This is a genomic window from Salipaludibacillus sp. CUR1 (genome assembly GCF_021028955.1).
Classification (GTDB): Bacteria; Bacillota; Bacilli; order Bacillales; family Salisediminibacteriaceae; genus Salipaludibacillus.
On the sequence record NZ_JAIWPE010000010.1, the window covers coordinates 1 to 17,807 of the forward strand.

A 17,807-nucleotide genomic window follows, 5' to 3' on the forward strand; every position below is an offset into this window, starting at 1 on the left:
TTTGTAGAGGATTGGGAACAAGTATTGGTCTCTCCTCTACAATAGGAGCTTTTTTTGTGTTTGTAAACTCAAAATTACATTATATTCCATTCATGCAAGGCTACTGGGTCTGTCCCCCCATTTTTTGTCATCCTATTTAGTGGCATATTTTTAGTCTAAGTCCAATATGATTTTTTGTATAACGTCTATAATTATGAAGGGGAGCCTGATCAATGAATCTTATAAAGGATCACGCCTTTACACTGACCCTTTTCGGAAAAGCCATCCTGTTTGAACCTGTAAGCCAGCGTTTAAAAGTTTATGACCTGCCGAATCGGAACTTACTGGACCCGTTTATGAAAAAATTAAAAAAACTTGCATTTGAAAAAGGCTGTGACAAACTGATTTTCTATGTGCGACGGCATGAACAGCCCCTTATTAACCCTTACGCCACAAGGTATGAAGGGAAAATTGCCGGTTTTTTTACCGGCGAAGATGCTCACATTTATGCTTTGTTTCTTCACTCAGGACAATATAATACGAGGTTAACCCAGGAAGAAAAAAATGTTTTCCGTCTTGTAAAACACAAGCAGGGCAAAGGCCCCTCCCACTGCTTTAAGCTTCCGCCCGGGTTTTTCATGAGGTGGGCTGTCCCGGAAGATATTAATCAGATGGTCACATTATATAAGACAGTTTTCAAATCATACCCCACACCTATGAACGACCCGGCTTTTATCCGGCAAATGATGGACGACGGCGTCTACTTCCTGGTTGTAGAACATGACAGAAGAATAGTCAGCGCATGTTCAGCCGAGCTGCTTCCCGTATTTAAAGCCGCAGAACTCTCTGATTGCGCCACATACCGTAAACACCGGAAAAAACAGCTTCTCTCATACCAGGTTGCGCACCTTCTCCCGAGAGTGAAAGATTTAGGGATCCGTACCATTTTCTCATATTCCCGTTCTGTCTCTTCAGGGATGAACCTTGTCAATGCTAAACACGGATTCCATTTCGGCGGCCGTATGCTCAGAAACAGCAACATTTGCGGCCGGCTCGAAAATATGAATATATGGTATAAGAATTTGTAAAGTTAACATTTAATAAACACATGTTTATACACCGGGGCTTTCTTCTGCAGGATCAGCTGAGCTGGCCGCCTGCCGGATGAAAGCTCCTGTTTCTCTTAGTTCCTAAAACAAGTTTTATCTCTTCCCCCTCTTCTAAACGAACTTTTCTTATTTAACCGCTCCTCTCCTCCCCTGTTTTACACACCCGCTCACATACTTATAAATTTATTTTTTTTCGATCTAAATATAAGAATAATTCCCCTCCTTTTTGAAAATGATGAAAGGTGTAGTAACACGCGCGAGTTTTCATTATCGAGGCGTATAAACACTATTGATTCTTGACAGAAGGAGAGAGCAGATATGCCATCGAATGAACCGTTACAAGATCTTTCGTTTAAAAGAAATGACCAGATTGACCGTAAACACCTCCAAACCCGGAAAACCGGTCCAAAAAAACTGGAACATAAAAAAAGACATCCAGAAAAGAAAATTGCCCTTATCGGCTGGAGTGTCGCTTCAATTGAAGCGTTGGACAAAATGAAGCGGCCTTATCTTGTTGTAAGCCTTCCTGATTTTGAGGAATATGCGACTACTCATAATATCCCCTTCCTTCCGTGGGAATTCAGCAGGGACCTTCCTTACGAAGATATCTTTAAACATGCTGAAGCTTTATATCGAAAGCTGAAGGAACTTGAAGTCGATCACGCCATTCCTATCTTTGAAGAAACTGTGGAGTGGGCTGGCGCTCTGAACGCCCATTTCCGTGAAGATCCGCGGCTTTTTGACCATGCGGTGTTATTCAGGGACAAAGCGCTTATGAAACGGCGAGCGCATATAGGTGGGCTGCGTGTAGGGGTTTTTGAAGAAGGAGAGACAAAAGAAGATGTCAGGCGCTTTTTCCGGCGTGTCAACCAGTCGCTTCTTCGGCACCCTGAACAGGATCCTGACCCAGTACATGTCAAAGCTTTTAATAAAGCGGGTGCGGCCGGCCACCGAATTATACGCTCCGAAGCGGATATTGACCGGAAACTTACTAATGATAACTTCCCTTGTCTGATGGAAAGCCATCTCGAAGGAGTGGAAATATCGTGTGAAGCGTTCATCCGCGGAGGAAAAGTCCAGTTTCTGAACATTACTGAATATGTCGTATTCGGCTATTCCATGATGGTGCCTCCTTCGCCTGAAATTGAAGAACTCCGCCCTGCTATCCGCGAAGAAGTTCAAAAAATTGTAGATGTGTTTGATATCGATCACGGCATCATCCACCCGGAATTTTTCCTTTCCAATGACGGTACGATTTATTTCGGGGAAGTCGCCTACAGGATTCCTGGGGGCCATATCTTTGACTTAATGAAAAAAACCTACGGATTTAATCCTTATGAAGCTCACATCCTCTGCTGTGATCCTAATACAACAGAAGAGGAACTGGATGGCGTGTTCCCGGACGAAAAAAGCTTTAACGGCCATGCTGGCAGCTTTCTGGTTTACCCTAAGTCGGATTATATTTCAGGGGTTAATATTCCTAAAGATTTAGAAGACCACCCAAGCTTTGATAAACACACCTTGTTCCACCCTGGAGTCAGTAAAATACAGGAACAGGAAGGCTACGGAAACCACCTTGGAACTGTCTTCTTTTATAACGAACTAAGTGATCATGTAAAACAGCCGCTGACCGATTACGTAGATCACAACTTTTTTATGTAAAAGAAAAAGCCGTACCCATGCATTGGCAGGAGGCTGTTTCCAGCCTGCTGCCGCTAAATAATTACTGTCCTATTCTCAGGAAGGAGTGTTTTTTTATGCCGTTAGAGGCAGACACGAAGAAAACGGAAACATTTATACAGGCATTTGCAACAATGGAAGAAGCTTTTCCATACGCAAGAAAAATGTACCAGCCCGACGTCCTGCAGGCAGCCGCCAGAGTAATGGAAGAACCGGACGGAATGAGGTTTCTCTACGAGTATGCAGACCGCTTTGATTCTGCTGGCATTTTTGAAGGGGGGCCATGGGCGGAACCTTCCAAACTTGAGCCCCGTCTGGTAACAGGCTCTCTCATGGATAACAGTATGACAGCGATCGTAGAAATTCTAAGTGAGCTGCGTATGGTATCGCTTGCTAAAGGTAAACACCAGCACGAATCGTTCACCCAGGAAGATGCGAAGGAATTTTTGGACAATGTGCTGGCCTTAAACGTCGATATCCTGTTTCCGGAAGAAACAGAAGCGGCAAGAATTGAAGGCAGAGGAAAAGAGAAAGACCGGGCTGAAAGACTGTTTCAGTTTCTTGCAGATGAACTGACCCTTACTTCTATTACCAGTACGCTAATTGACGAGATTGACGGGCTTGTCGCCCAGCGGCCGATTATGGTGAACAGAATAATCACAATGGTTTTTGATGCTGAACAGCTTTTGAAAAGACCTATAGGAGCCCATGACAAAAAAGCGATTAAGAAGTACATTCAAGCCGTCACAGGGCCTACTAAACTGTGCAAGGAAATTAAAGAGCCCTGCGATTACCGTAAGCGCCTGAAGGAAGCTACCGAAAAGGAGCTTCAGGAAGAGGCGAAAGCATTTGCTAAATCCATGCGGTCTACAGGACTTGTCAGTGATAAGCATGTCATCCTTGTCCGCTATTTAAACCGGGAGAAAAAAGACTTGCTTCCTATGTGTTTAGCTTTAAGCAAAAAAGGCACAGCTCACCTGGAGGAGCATTACTCAATAGTCAGTGACCTTATAAAGGTTGCGATTCACCCGCCGACCAGGCAGGCTCTTTACGGCCTGACGCTGATGCTTGAGCGGGGCATCCTCTCTGCTAACCCTGTTATTCCGGGACTGCGGCGCCTTATTGAACTGGACCTGCTGCCTGAAGTGAGAAAGATACTCTTAAACTCCGTAAACAAAAGTGAAGGCGTCACAGCAAATGATATCCTCGTCGCAGGAACGATCAGCGTACTGGGACAGCCTTTAGGCATAGGACAAGGAATGAATCCTACATGTCAGACGGCACGGGGGATCAGTCTCTGGTCGCTGCATGCGCCGGGTTATTTACTGGAACTTATTCCCCGCGCCGCACGGGATGGTGATATTGATATTATGTTTGAAGGACAAGCCATCCACTCAAAAAACTTAAGGGAAGGCTTAGTCGACGACCTTCATGAAGAACTGGACCCTGTGTCACTTGTTCTCGTCCCCCATCTTGACCGTATATATGGTGAATTGGTGCGCCGGGCGGAATTTCGGGGAGAAGATGTGCATAAATGGGTGAATCCTGCCTTTTACGGCAACTGGGTCAATAATGGGTTCAGCTCAGCAATTGACCCTATGACCGGTTCAATTGCTGATTACTCAGGTTTCGTAAGACTGTTTTACTCCACTCACCACCCTGAGTACAACGATGGACACGAATTGATTTATCCGAACCCGGTAGGTATTTTCATTACCAACTCTTTCGGAGAACTGCTCGGACTGCACGCCGTTTCAATACAAAGAGTGGCAAAAGATCCGAAAGGAAATTACCGCATCTATTTTTACAACCCGAACAATGACAGCTCTCAAGTCTGGGGGCAGGGAATTGAACCTGCTGTAGCCGGCAATGGGGAAATATTTGGAGAATCGTCGCTCCCGTTTCATGAATTTACTTCAAGGTTGTATGCGTTTCACTACAACCCTTATGAACAGGGAGACGCCTTTGCTGTCGATAAGAATTATGTAGAAAAGATTGAAGAACTGGCCCGCACCAGCTGGGGAGTAAAATATACGTGGGTGGAACTGTAAGAATAGTGAAAGGCTGACTTTGACATCGAGTCGAAAGCAGCCTTTTATTTTTGCAGCAATTACTTATGTTATATAATAGAGCAAATGATCTTGGAGGAGGACGAAAATATGTGCGGACGCTTTACATTAACCAGCACGGAAGATTTAGCGGAACGGTTTAAAATAATGGAAGATTTCCTCCCTGAACAGCTTAACATCTCCTATAATGTGGCACCGGGCCAGTCTGTTCTTTCTGTTATTCATACGGGTTCAGAGCGGCGTATGGGCCACCTCCGCTGGGGCCTCATTCCCCGGTGGGCAAAAGAAGAGAAAATCGGATATAAAATGATTAATGCCCGAGCTGAAACACTGGCAGAGAAACCGAGCTTTAGAAAACCTCTCCAGACTCAGCGCTGTCTCATTGTGACCGATGGATTTTATGAGTGGAAAAAAATAGACGGCCAAAAACAGCCTTACCGGATCACATTGAAAGACAAGGGAATTTTTTCATTTGCAGGCTTATGGGAGAAATGGCAGTCACCATCAGGCGATGCTGTTTTTTCCTGTACAATCATAACGACGGAAGCGAATGAAGTAATGCAGGATATTCATCACCGAATGCCCGTTATTATCGCTCAAGAAGACGAATCGGCATGGCTAGACCCTGAAAATTCCAGGAAACCGGAAGAGCTTTTACTGCCTTTTCCATCTGAACACATGGACATTTATCCTGTGTCCGCTGCCGTGAACAATGCAAAAAATAACAGCCCGGATTTAATTCAGCCGATTGGACAATGAAAACACCTGCCGCCTGCAGGTGTTTTACAGTTGCGTTATTTCCCGCCCGACTGACTTCCTGAAAGCCCCGGTCCCGGGCTTTACGTTAATACAGCACGCCGCCGCGAGAATGAGTTTCTTTAAACACGTCCGGGTCGGGATCAAAATATTCCTCAGTGTAAGCTGGAAAGAACTCCCCTTCTTCATTTATAGTTCCTGCCCCCAAAGCCGGGTCCATAGTGAGCCACTTGCCGTCCACCTTAACTTCTACCCATGCATGCCTGCGGCGGTTCACTTCTCCTTCAATATAGTTTGCCTCCATTCCAGCCGCTCTTAGTAAAGCTGTAGCCAGGAAAGCGTATTCCAGAGTCCCCCCGCTGCCTGTTTCCAATGTTTTTAGGGCGCTGTCTTCCAGTTCAAATACATCCTCCCTCATTTTTGGCACATCATATGAGAGATTGGAAGCTGTAAATTCATATACAGCTTTTGCTGCTTCCCTTTCATTTTCTATCCCTGCGGTAATGTCATCTGCCTTATTAATAATTAGCGGGTGATTCGATTCAATCCCCCTGGACGGCAAAAGGCTTCTTTCATCCTCTATCCCGTTTACTTGAAGGCTGATTTTTTTATTGCTTTAAAGTCAGCCATAGACAGCCCTTCCTTCTCAATGTCCGGAACATTAATCAGGATGTCATACTTCCCAGAGCCGAACCGGAAAAATATCTCATCATCAAACTTATAATCTTCTACATTTACTAAATAGCTGGCTTCCAGTTCCTCATTATCTCCTTTTGCTGTCGTGACTAAAATAGACCTGATTTTATCTGTACCTGGAACAGATGGATCAATCTCTCCTGCAATGCGATATTTTGTATTCTCGTGCAGTCTTTCGCTTGTCATAGAAGGCTCTTCCAAGGTAACGCCGCGCCGCGCATATGAGGGGAAGTACTCCGTCTCTACGAAGTCTTCCGCTGATGTGTTCTCTGCATAGAATGAAGCGGTATCATAAAAGACACCTTTTTCTTCATTCATTGCCTGTATTCTGATAAAATGCAGCGTCTCCCCAAAATAAAGAGGCACATCACCGGAAAATATACCATCCCTTACAGGGAGCATTACCTGCCTGCTTTCATCGTTATGCTCTACTTGCACAATAACCGCATCCCCGCCGTTTTTATCAGGCACTTCGCCTTTAATTGAAATTGTTTTTTCTGCTTTAACCATCCCGCTAGCCGGCCTTGAAAGTGTTATACCAGTATTAACAGCGAATTTAGAATACTCGACTTCTCTTTTTATCTCTGCATTAGTGTTATATACATGAAAATAGGCAACAGGATAATAGTTATTTAAGTCCTCAGGATCCATACCAGGCAGGCGGATACGAATTTCATACTCTCCCTCGCCGTGATGCAGGGCCACCTTTTTATTAAATTCTCCGTTATCTTTAAGCGGCACATAATAATAAAATGCAGCATTCATTTCCTCGTGCGTGACCTTTTCACTTAACACCTCTATTAAAAGGTGGGAATCGTTAATTTTCTCCGCTTCCTCTATGACCCCCTTAACTTCAAAGTAAGTGTCCGTCTCCATGTGATCCTGTTCAGGTGACTTCAGCGTAAAACCTGTTTCATAGGCATAATCCATTAGCCAAATAGTTCCTTCTTCGTGCTGTTCCTGTCTTTCCAAAAGATCTTCGTCAATTTCCAAAAATACCTCTTCACTTGTTTCTTCCGTTTTCTCTGAGCAGCCAGCCATTATAAAAAATAATAAAATTACCACACGATATAACGTATACTTCTTCCGCATCGTTCCCCCTCCAGAGCCTAATGGCCGCCTGTTTGTATTCAGCCTCCAATCACTTTTTAATATGATTGGAAAATTCTCTGTCATTGACTCTTTATGTTAAATGCATCATTAACCGCGATGAAATATCCGACCTTGATTAGTCTTTTTTTACTATTTTACTCCTTCAACACGCCTTATTAAAGCGCCTTAATCAAAACAGGTACGAAGACGGGAAAATAACTGCCAGGCAAGGCATATCAGCCTATCGAAGATGTGTATACCCTTGCCAGCCTGTATATAAAGTATTAGTTATAAATGTCATCTTTTAAAGCTATAATTGGACAAGCTTCGATAACATTAAACATATTCCCCCCTAAAATATTCTTAAAATTCAAAATAAACAGTTATATTTTGTTCGTTATATGATATAATATATTCGAGATAACATACAGTTCTAAGAAAGGAGATGGAAATGTGGACGAAGGAAAAGGAAAAGTTGATGCCACTCCTGGAAAATCTTCCACTGGTCTGGACGAAAACCTTGGAGGACTCCTTGCCTATTTGCTTGGCTTCGTAACTGGAATTATTTTTATTATTATTGAAAAAGAAAACCAATTTATCCGATTTCACGCACTCCAGTCAATCTTTTTGTTTGGAGGTCTGTTCGTCTTAAGTTTTGTTATCGGCATGGTTCCTCTGGTAGGATGGATTCTCAGCCTTCTGATCTCTCCTCTTATGTTTATTCTCTGGGTGATAGCCATGTACAAAGCCTATAAAGGCGAGCGTTTTAAGTTTCCAATCACCGGCGATCTGGCAGAAAAACAACTCAAACAATAATACTTTAACTAACTGGCGGGCAGGTAAACTGTCCGCTTTTTTGTGCCATTCTTTAACGTGTCTCGTTATTTTCAAAAATAACAAAGAATAATTACTTAGTCCAAACTTTAAATTATTTACCAGTACAAAAGTAAGATAAAATCCTTAATAATTTGGAAGTCATTACTTTTATCTTATTTTATTCTCTCATAATTATCAATATAGTTGTATTAAGGTCTAGTCCACTTTTTCGAAGGAGAAAAAGGGCAGATATTTCTTCCTTAAGGAGGTGAATAACAGGGTAAAAGGCCGCGGCAATTAAAATTTGGACAAAGGTGGTTTTATAATATGAAAAGTAAGCGCTTTCTAATCGCTCTGTTAACAGTCGTTTTGTTGCTTTCCACTTACAGCTTGGCATTTGGACAAGGAAATGGCAGTTCTCAGGGCCAGGGAAATAAAGAAGGACATAAAAAACAATTTAAACTTGGTGTTGAAGTTCTCCTGGAAGATCAGTTTGAGGTTATTGACGGAAAAAAAGTTGGACTTATTACAAATCCGACTGGTGTTGACCGGGAATTAAACAGCATCGTCGATCTTCTTCATGATGATGAGCGTGTGGACCTCGTATCATTATACGGGCCGGAGCACGGGGTGCGCGGTGACGCCCAAGCCGGCGAATGGGTCCCTTATTATATTGACGATGTAACAGGACTTCCTGTTTACAGTTTATATGGTGAAACCCGCAAACCAACTCCTGACATGCTTGAAAACGTGGAAGTCCTGCTTTTTGATATTCAGGATGTAGGCACCCGTTTCTATACTTACATTTATACAATGGCTTACGCGATGGAAGCTGCTGAAGAAAACGACATTGAATTTGTGGTCCTTGATCGTCCAAATCCGTTAGGCGGACTGAAAGTAGAAGGCCCTGTTTTAGATGAAAGTTACAGCTCGTTCGTCGGGCTCTATCCAATCCCTCTCCGCCATGGAATGACAGTTGGAGAACTGGCACTTTATTTTAATGAAGAATTTGACATAAACGCTGATCTGACGGTGGTAGAAATGAACCGATGGAACCGCACGTTTACTTACGATGACCTCCCGCTTCAGTGGGTAGCCCCGTCACCCAACATGCCGACCACAGATACAGCATTTGTCTACCCTGGTGCTGCTCTTATCGAGGGAACGAATGTGTCTGAAGGACGCGGGACAACAAAACCATTCGAGTTCATAGGTGCCCCTTTTGTAAACAGTACAGAATTAAGCCAGGCTTTAAATGAGATAGGACTTGACGGGGTAACATTCCGTGCTGCTTCCTTCACGCCTACTTTTTCAAAACATGCAGGGACCCTGTCGCACGGTGTCCAAATTCATGTTACGGACGCTGAATCGCTTAACAGCGTAGAAATGGGCCTCCATCTTGTCAAAACCATTCACGACCTCTATCCGGAAGACTTCAGTTTCAGAGCTGAAGACAGCGCAGGCATTTCATTCTTCGACCGCCTTATAGGAAACGGAGAAGTCCGTCAGCAGCTTAGCGATGGGGTGGCTGTCGAAGACATTATGGCTGACTGGGACAGCGGTTTACAGGAATTCAAAGAAACACGGGACAATTATTTATTATACTAATTCTGGCTAAGGATGGGTTAAAAGAATACTGTCCGTGAACGGTACCTTGATATGCTCCTCTAAAGCAGACAGATAAAATAAAAATCTGTTTGTCTTTGGGGGAGTATTTTTTATGGTTAAAAGTAATTTTTCAAAAGAAGAAAAGTATAAAAACTTAATGGCTTATGATATGGACAATTTCCCCTGTCAGGAAAATTGAATAAATTCGGCTATCTCTTTAAAACAAGTTCCCCACATTTTTATCAGAAAATTAAAATTGAAATTAAATTAGCTAGTTGACATAACAAGAAAATAACTAAGTCCTTCTATCCAATACTATTGTATTTGACATTTTAGTATATAGGTTAAAATTCCCTGTTTGTCGGATTTTGACCCTTCTTCATTCCTGTTTTCCCATAATCGCCTTTTTATTCTGAAATTAAATCGCTATGATATTAAATGTTGGTGAAAACAGGAAATAAAAAGAGAATACAGGAGGATAAACAATGAACCAGGAAACGAAGCCTATAACCAGAAGCAGAAAACAACGCCTCTTTGAAGAACGCTCTCAATCGGCCAAGCGACGGAAGGCCAAGATCGCGTGCTGTGCTCTCGCAGGGACATTTGCAGCAGGGTCTTTATTCACCGGTGGAAAAACGGCTCATGTAAATGCATCTGAAAAGCTGTACACCGTGCAGCAGGGAGATACACTTTCAAAACTGGCAGTGAGGTACAATGTATCTGTGGAACAGTTAATGAATGTAAACAGCCTGAGCACTGATTTGATCATTGCTGGCTCTGAGCTAACCGTCCCGGGAGAGCTCGCAGGAACGTACAAGTACGTTACTGTGAAAAAAGGTGACTCTTTGCGGAGTCTTGCAAACGCAAATGGTCTCACTGTTACAGACCTCAAAAGAGCTAATGGATTAACTTCTTCTCTTATCTATGAAGGACAGAAATTAAGAGCGCCGCTGCACGAAACAGTCCAAAGCTTACAGGAAAACAAGCATAATGATGGGAGTGAAGAAAGCGTTTACGACGTAGTTGGAGGAGATACGCTCTTTGGGATCTCACAAAAATTCCAAACTACTGTCAGTCACTTAAAAAGACTAAACGGGTTAACAAGCGACCGGATTTTTATAGGGGAAAAGCTCCTCGTACCGTCAGCCCAGCATACCAGCCAGCAGGAACAACCTGAAGAGACCAGCCACAGTAATGAAACTAAAGGGAAACCTTACAAGGTAATTAAGGGAGATACATTACCGAGTATAGCTGAAAACTATGCCATTTCTGTCAACGACATCATTGAGCTGAATATTGACTTATTAAAATCTGACCGCCTTTATGAAGGACAAATATTGACCCTTCCAATACAGGAAGATTCCGTTCAGGAACAGAAGACAGACCGGGCGATATATACGGTTGCGCCAGGCGATACACTGTGGGGCCTCGCCCGCAGGTTTAATTTGTCGGTAGAAGAAATTAAAGAAATGAATGGGTTAGAAAATGATTTCATACTGATTGGACAGGAACTCGTCATTAAAAGCAGCAACTTAGTGAAATCTGAAGCGGAACTTACAGGGGCGGTCGATCGTTCGTCTGTTGAATTCGCTTACAACGACACCCATATTGTGCTTGAGGTGCCGTTTGGGATGGCTGAAAAATATGAGGATTTAATCGGTGAAAAGGTAACCATTGTTTTTCAGGACAAAAGAAAGCCTGCCCTTGTTTCCATAGAGGTTTAAAGGGACTTATTTTGTGGCCCTATGACTTGGTTAGTATAAAATTGAAGTCGTTCCTAAACCGTGAAAAGACCTTCTATCCAGCCGGATAAGAAGGTCTTTTCTTAATTTCAGTATTCAGCTCTGAGGACTGGTGCAGCACCAGCAAGCTGTTTTTTCACGGCCATTTGGAGCCGCACATCTTTAAATAAGTTGATTAATCTAAGCTTAGTCCATGGCCGAATTCGTAAAGCACGTTGCCGTCGTAATCAGGAATGGTGACCGGCAGCTGACCGGACGGAGCATTTTCACCAAAAAGTGTGGCAGCTGAGGCTGCAAAGCTTGCTTCCCTGAACCCGTACTGGGCAACATAGGCATCGACTTCGTTATGGTATGCCATTACATCGTATGGATTGCGAATCCCAATAGCGATTAACGGGGCATCAGTCTCATCTGCTATATTCCGGACCATTGCCATTTGAGCGCTTGATGCCGCACGCTGCCCCACTGTAGCGGTCGTCGTTCCGACAATTACTTTATCTGCTTGACGGATTTGATTCCACTGGGCGTCTGTAATAGCTGCACTGGACGATGCTCTAATCACTTCGGCATCGGGGCGGTATGTCTGAACGGCCTGTCCCAGGCTGGAAATATAGCTTCCACCTATTACTACAATGTTTTCTTCTGCTGGTTCCAGAGGCAGCACCCCATCATTTTTCACCAATGTCACCGATTTTTCAGCGACTTCTCTTTCTGTCATTTTATGGTCGTCAGAACCTACCACTGCCTGAGCGTTAGTAATTTTATCATTCAGCGGCTGAGGGGATTCTTCTTTAATGATGCCGCGGTTAACTTTTAAAGTAAGAATGCGTTCAACCGAGGCTTCCACACGCTCTTCAGATATCTCACCCGCCTCGACTGCATCAAGCAGCCCTTTGGCAACGTCTTCTAAACCTACAGGCATCAGTACAATGTCAGAGCCTGCTTTGACTGTACGGATGGCGGCGTCAACCGGACCGAAGTGGTCGCTGATCGCCTGCATATTCATGGCATCTGTAATGATGACACCTTCATAATTCATCTCGCCTCTCATTAAATCTGTAAGGACAGTATGCGATAACGTAGCAGGAAGAGCTATTTCTTGACCTGTTTTCTCGGAAATGACTTTCGTAGCGTCAATTTTCGGGAAAGTTACATGAGCAGTCATGATTGCGTCAATATCAGCATCCATGGCCTGCTGGAACGGGCTCAGTTCCACCTCAAACAACCGGTCAATATCATGTGGCACCTCAGGCAAGCCAAGGTGGGAATCCACATCCGTATCCCCGTGGCCAGGGAAATGCTTGGCAGTCGCCGCTACTCCTGTATCCTGAAGACCTTTCGTATAAGCAACGCCTAATTCACCTACTAAATCAGGGTCTTCTCCAAATGAACGAACTCCAATTACCGGATTATCCGGATTGTTGTTTACATCCAGTACTGGAGCCAGGTTCATATTAATTCCGAGAGAGTTTAACTCTTCACCAATAGCGTGGCCGACATCATAAGACAGGCCTTCTGAGCGTGTAGCGCCTAACGCCATATTTCCCGGGAAATCTGTCCCTGACTGTAAACGCGTCACAATACCGCCTTCCTGGTCAATTGTCATAAGCAACCCGAACTTTTCTGCAGCTTCCTGATAAGCCGCTACAAGTTCAGCCGTCTGTTCAGTCGTCACCACGTTTTCGCGGAATAAAATTACGCCGCCAAGATGGTAGTCTTTTACGAGCTGTTCAATTTCAGGCAGCATTTCCGTTACATTTTCGCCGTTCCAGTTACGGAAATCAGGCATAAGCATCTGCCCTACTTTTTCTTCAAGTGTCATATTGTTAATTGCATGGCTGATCACATTATACTTTTCACCTTCCTGCTTAATTAAAGAAGGCTTGGTGTCCGGTTTTCCTCTGTCGTTTGAACTGCGGTCTACTTTACTATGCAACGCAATTCTGTCAGTATGCTCACCATCGGATACTTTGATAAACGTACGCCCCGGCTGCCCGGATAAAGTTACTGTCCCATCATCTTCCACACTTGCAACATTTTTGTTGGATGATTCCCAAGTAACACCTTCAGTTTTTAAAGTGAAATGGCCTTCTCCATAAACATTAAGCGCTTTCAATTGAAATTGTTCGCCGCTGACTTCTGCATCAGCTTCGGGTACATTCTCAAAGATAATAAGATCCTTCACACCTTCGCCTTCATCCGCCTGAACTAAGTTGCCGGTAATTCCTGTCAGCAGGTGGGAAACTGCAAGAATAACTGCAAGCATAGTTAAGACCACTGTTTTCTTAACCGATTTCATTAAACTACCTCCTTATTTTTTAAACTGACCTCGTCGACCCTCCAGTCTGTTAAATATACATAAAGAGAAAGGTTCTCTTTATAAACGGAATATTAAATGCGGGAGAAACTATTGCTGTATATATGTATTGTCTTACTTTAAGACTACTCAATATTATGCATAGTTGTCTATACCACCCAAGTACTATTAAAGTATCAATTGCCTGGATATGAGGTCTTTATGTTCAGGCTAATAGTTTTGCTTTTCTTTGCAGTTGCGCATTGAACCACATAACTTACTAAATAAAGGTTGGATTATCAGCGTTTATAAGATAAGTCTTTTTTACTGTTCAAGTATTGAGTTATGGAGAGAAGGACTTTTTGATAAATCTTTGTGTGTTTCTTATGTAAGTTGCTTCGGTTACAGCTTTCCCTCTTTCAAACACCACCCGTTACTTTTCATGACTTACTCACTTCATCTTATCACCGCGAATGACATCTCCCTCTTTTGGAAAAAATGACATAAACAGGCGGGCAAAAGGAGGAGATAAAATGGTGGAAAGTATACAGGAAACATTTTTAATACTGGGGCGAGTAATAACCATTATTCCTCTTCTGTTAGTTGTAACGATATTTATGGGAAAGCGCGCCATAGGTGAGATTCCGATCTTTGATTTCCTGATTGTAATTATTCTTGGGGCAGTGGTCGGCGCTGATATTGCAGATCCGGATATAAATCATCTCCCTACAGCTGTAGCTGTGGTGTTCATAGCTGTTTTCCAGAGGCTGGTGGCAAGGCTGAAAGTGGCTCATCGGCTGACAGGCCGTCTGATCACGTTTGAACCGACTGTTGTTATCCAGAATGGAAAAATGATTAATCGGAACTTAAAAAATATCCGCTACTCCATCGACAATCTCATGCAAATGCTTCGTGAAAAAGATGTGTTTGATATAGCCGAGGTTGAAACAGCAGTCGTCGAAGCAAACGGTTCTTTAAGTGTATTAAAAATTCCTGAAAAGCAAACTGTTTTAAAAGAGGATATACCTTTAAACAGAGAGGTATCTTCTTCCCTTGCATTGCCTGTCATTATTGAAGGACAAATAGACACCAAGGTACTGGCCGCTATGGGGCTTAACGAGATGTGGCTTCATAAACAACTGGAGACTCATGGTATTAAATCGATCGAAGAGATCTTTTTTGCCTCTGTTAATGCAACAGGTGAACTCCATATTAGTAAATATAATGAGAGGTCCTTGGAAGTGCCCGTTATCAGGCATTAATAAGTGTTCAATTTTTCAAATTCTGCCTTCAGCAGCGAATAGACCACTGTATCATGATATTTGTGACCGTCAAAATCAGTTTGCCGTAAAGTGCCTTCTTTATGGAAACCGTACTTTTCGAGAAGCTTCTGTGACCCTTTGTTGTCCGCAAAAATGTCTCCGACGATACGGTTGAGATTAAAGTTCTTGAACCCGCAGATTAACACAGCTGGAAGAACTTCCGTCATAACCCCTGTACCCTGTCTGTCTGACCTGATAACCGCTCCCATCTCTGCTTTTTTATGCCATAAGTTAAGCTTATGGAATCTGAACAGGCCAATAACCTCTTCTGTTGAATTAGCGGTAATCACCCAGGGCAGCTCCTCTGACCGCTGAAACTTCTGGCGACTTTCAGCCACACTTTCCTTCAACTCTGTTAACGTGTTAACCGGATGGGGAGTGATGAATGCCATCGTCTTTTTATTTGAAAGTATAGGAAAAAGCGCCTCAGCGTCAGTTTCTTCTAAGCCTCTTAATGTATAATGTTTCGTCACTATTTGCGGAAGATATTTAACTTCGTTTGTCAAATGAAACTCACCCTCACCAAATATTTTTCTATATTTTACCATACCAGATTTCACCTCTCATATCTTTCTTTATAATGCTAAAAATACGATAGAAACATTTCAAGGAGGTTACTATGGACAGTCAGCGCGTAAAAGAAATTATTAATTCCCCTGTCATGATCAATGTGACATACCACGGAATTCCTGTTTATATTGAAGAAGTGGATCCCGGCAGCCAGACTGCCGTTGTCTTGCCGCTGGATGAAATGGATCATCATCAGGAAGTGGATATAGAGGGACTTGTAGAAGAAGGGCCATAAAAAAAGGAGGGAATTAATTATGTTAGACAGGCACCGGGCGGAAGAGATCGCCGCATCCCCTGACATGAAACACGTGCTTTATAAAGGCAGGCCTGTATATATTCAGCATGTGCATAAAGATGGCCAAACAGCACGTATTTTTACCACAGATAACCCTGAAAACGAATTCGAAGTGCCCGTAAGCAGTTTAATCGAGAAGAACTGACCGACGAAAGACCCGTCATCTTAAAATAACGGGTCTTTTTTACGTGAAAATTTCACATAGGGGTCAGACCCCCATCGAAAATTGTCGAATATGTTAGTCTTTGACAGATGGTTATGTATCCTATATTCTGTTTTTTAAAGGTTTAATTTCTGACTAATTTTATCGGATTAATTTTCATATTTAAAGGGGGAGAAAAAGTTGAAAGGAATTTGGAAAGCTTATATAGACACACCGCTGATCAAAAAAGTCTCTATTGCCCTCATCCTGGGGGCAGCTGCAGGGTTTATATTTGGAGAAAATGCGTCTGTCTTGTCTCCGTTAGGCGACTTACTGATGAACCTTCTTCAGTTTATTATTGTACCGCTCATATTTTTCACATTACTAGTGGGTGTGAATCAGACGACAGCTGAAAACCTCGGCCGGATGGGCGGAAAAGTTTTTATCTATTATTTGTTCACTTCTGCTGTCGCTATTATTGTCGGTATTTCAGTTGCCAGTTTGTTTAATCCCGGACAGGGGACGACTCTTACCGGGACGGAAAACGTAGAAGTTCCTGAAAATCCCGGAATAGTCGAGGTTCTTCTCAGCATTGTCCCTGATAATATCATTGCCGGTTTTGCTGAAATGAATCTGCTGGGCATTATTTTTACGTCGCTTGTTTTTGGGATCGCTCTGTCAGTTATGAGGGCTTCTAAAGACTTGAGCAAGATGGGAGACAGGCTGTACAACGTTTTTGAAGCGCTGAACGAACTGACACTTATCGTAATGAAGGCTATTCTGCAATATGTCCCGGTCGGTGTGTTTGCTATTCTTGCTGACATTATCGGTAACCAGGGTGTTGATACGCTCTTATCACTTGGAAACTTTATTGGTGTCCTCTACATTGCGATTTTGGTCCACCTGTCTTTGTACATGCTGTTAATGTATGTAACTAAAATTAAGCCTTCTGTCTTTTTTAAAGAAGCACGGACACCTGTAATTACAGCTTTCGTTACCCAGAGCAGTACAGGCGTGCTGCCGCTGACCTTGAATGCCGCCAAAAATCTCGGTTTGAAAAAAAGTCTGTATGGTTTCAGTCTGCCGCTCGGCGCCACGATGAATATGGACGGAGCCGCTATCCGTATTGCCGTATCGACGGTATTTGCAGCCAATGTGATCGGTGAACCGCTCTCACTCATCGCGATTCTGCAGGTAGTCCTGATCGGGACCCTCGTGTCTGTAGGAACCGCCGGAGTGCCTGGGGCCGGTATCGTGATGATAGCTACCGTATTCGCACAGCTCGGGTTGCCAATGGAAGCTGTCGCTCTTCTTGCCGCGGTTGATGTTCTGATCGGAATGGGAGCAACAGCTCTTAATGTCACCGGCGACCTTGTCGGGACATCGGTTATTAATAAGACAGAAAAGAATAAAGAAGCTGCTTAACATACAGCAGAAAGCTGCATGCCCTTTTCCAGGGGATGCAGCTTTTAGGTTGCCCAATTATTAAATAGCTTCTGCTTTTTTGATTGAAGGACAGAAGGCGGCGACGCCACAGGGGGTAAGGCTGAAGATCCAATTCAACGAAGCTCCCGGCTGAGTTGAATTTAGCTGAAGACAAGCCCCTGGGCAAGCGTCCGCCTGGCGGACTGAAAT

At 43.4% G+C, this 17,807-nt stretch carries 15 protein-coding genes; 11 read left to right on the forward strand and 4 right to left on the reverse strand.

Annotated features, from left to right (window positions below; genetic code table 11):
- The first annotated feature begins 212 nt into the window (after window positions 1-212).
- The 4 genes from ablB (at window position 213) to K8O68_RS01555 (ending at window position 5,596) form a co-directional block, all read left to right on the forward strand.
- Window positions 213-1,067 (forward strand): putative beta-lysine N-acetyltransferase, encoded by an 855-nt coding sequence (gene ablB, locus K8O68_RS01540; protein ID WP_230895177.1) that lies wholly within the window; start codon window positions 213-215, stop codon window positions 1,065-1,067.
- Between the two features lie 339 nt (window positions 1,068-1,406).
- Window positions 1,407-2,750 (forward strand): ATP-grasp domain-containing protein, encoded by a 1,344-nt coding sequence (locus K8O68_RS01545; RefSeq protein WP_230895178.1) that lies wholly within the window; start codon window positions 1,407-1,409, stop codon window positions 2,748-2,750.
- Window positions 2,751-2,845: 95 nt separating this feature from the next.
- On the forward strand, window positions 2,846-4,819 hold the full coding sequence (locus tag K8O68_RS01550) for a hypothetical protein (protein ID WP_230895179.1): 1,974 nt from the start codon (window positions 2,846-2,848) through the stop codon (window positions 4,817-4,819).
- A 108-nt stretch (window positions 4,820-4,927) separates the two neighbouring features.
- The gene (locus K8O68_RS01555) at window positions 4,928-5,596 is read left to right on the forward strand and encodes an SOS response-associated peptidase (RefSeq protein WP_230895180.1); all 669 of its coding nucleotides are present in this window, start codon (window positions 4,928-4,930) and stop codon (window positions 5,594-5,596) included.
- A gap of 85 nt (window positions 5,597-5,681) precedes the next feature.
- On the opposite strand, the gene K8O68_RS01560 is transcribed toward K8O68_RS01555, so the two are convergent.
- Complete coding sequence (locus tag K8O68_RS01560) at window positions 5,682-6,155, reverse strand: transglutaminase-like domain-containing protein (protein ID WP_230895181.1); 474 nt, start codon at window positions 6,153-6,155, stop codon at window positions 5,682-5,684.
- Between the two features lie 26 nt (window positions 6,156-6,181).
- On the reverse strand, window positions 6,182-7,381 hold the full coding sequence (locus K8O68_RS01565; protein ID WP_230895182.1) for a hypothetical protein: 1,200 nt from the start codon (window positions 7,379-7,381) through the stop codon (window positions 6,182-6,184).
- 453 nt (window positions 7,382-7,834) lie between these two features.
- Between K8O68_RS01565 and K8O68_RS01570 the strand changes: the two genes are divergently transcribed.
- From K8O68_RS01570 to K8O68_RS01580, 3 genes are all read left to right on the forward strand, one after another.
- On the forward strand, window positions 7,835-8,197 hold the full coding sequence (locus tag K8O68_RS01570) for a DUF4870 domain-containing protein (RefSeq protein WP_230895183.1): 363 nt from the start codon (window positions 7,835-7,837) through the stop codon (window positions 8,195-8,197).
- 327 nt (window positions 8,198-8,524) lie between these two features.
- Window positions 8,525-9,805 carry an exo-beta-N-acetylmuramidase NamZ family protein gene (locus K8O68_RS01575; protein ID WP_230895184.1) on the forward strand — a complete coding sequence of 427 codons (1,281 nt, stop codon included), beginning with the start codon at window positions 8,525-8,527 and terminating at the stop codon, window positions 9,803-9,805.
- A gap of 485 nt (window positions 9,806-10,290) precedes the next feature.
- Window positions 10,291-11,529 (forward strand): muramidase family protein, encoded by a 1,239-nt coding sequence (locus K8O68_RS01580; protein ID WP_230895185.1) that lies wholly within the window; start codon window positions 10,291-10,293, stop codon window positions 11,527-11,529.
- Window positions 11,530-11,722: 193 nt separating this feature from the next.
- On the opposite strand, the gene K8O68_RS01585 is transcribed toward K8O68_RS01580, so the two are convergent.
- Entirely contained in the window at window positions 11,723-13,846 is a 2,124-nt protein-coding gene (locus tag K8O68_RS01585) for a glycoside hydrolase family 3 N-terminal domain-containing protein (protein WP_230895186.1), read from the reverse strand.
- A 530-nt stretch (window positions 13,847-14,376) separates the two neighbouring features.
- Between K8O68_RS01585 and K8O68_RS01590 the strand changes: the two genes are divergently transcribed.
- Window positions 14,377-15,105, forward strand: a complete 729-nt coding sequence (locus tag K8O68_RS01590) for a DUF421 domain-containing protein (RefSeq protein WP_230895187.1) — start codon at window positions 14,377-14,379, stop codon at window positions 15,103-15,105.
- Here K8O68_RS01590 and K8O68_RS01595 read toward each other — a convergent pair.
- Window positions 15,102-15,713 carry a GNAT family N-acetyltransferase gene (locus K8O68_RS01595; RefSeq protein WP_230895188.1) on the reverse strand — a complete coding sequence of 204 codons (612 nt, stop codon included), beginning with the start codon at window positions 15,711-15,713 and terminating at the stop codon, window positions 15,102-15,104. The genes K8O68_RS01590 and K8O68_RS01595 overlap by 4 nt on opposite strands.
- Before the next feature lie 71 nt (window positions 15,714-15,784).
- Between K8O68_RS01595 and K8O68_RS01600 the strand changes: the two genes are divergently transcribed.
- From K8O68_RS01600 to K8O68_RS01610, 3 genes are all read left to right on the forward strand, one after another.
- Window positions 15,785-15,970: an H-type small acid-soluble spore protein gene (locus K8O68_RS01600; RefSeq protein WP_230895189.1), complete on the forward strand. Its 186-nt coding sequence runs from the start codon at window positions 15,785-15,787 to the stop codon at window positions 15,968-15,970.
- Between the two features lie 19 nt (window positions 15,971-15,989).
- Window positions 15,990-16,175, forward strand: a complete 186-nt coding sequence (locus K8O68_RS01605) for an H-type small acid-soluble spore protein (RefSeq protein WP_230895190.1) — start codon at window positions 15,990-15,992, stop codon at window positions 16,173-16,175.
- A 198-nt stretch (window positions 16,176-16,373) separates the two neighbouring features.
- Entirely contained in the window at window positions 16,374-17,597 is a 1,224-nt protein-coding gene (locus K8O68_RS01610; RefSeq protein WP_230895191.1) for a dicarboxylate/amino acid:cation symporter, read from the forward strand.
- Window positions 17,598-17,807 lie beyond the last annotated feature (210 nt).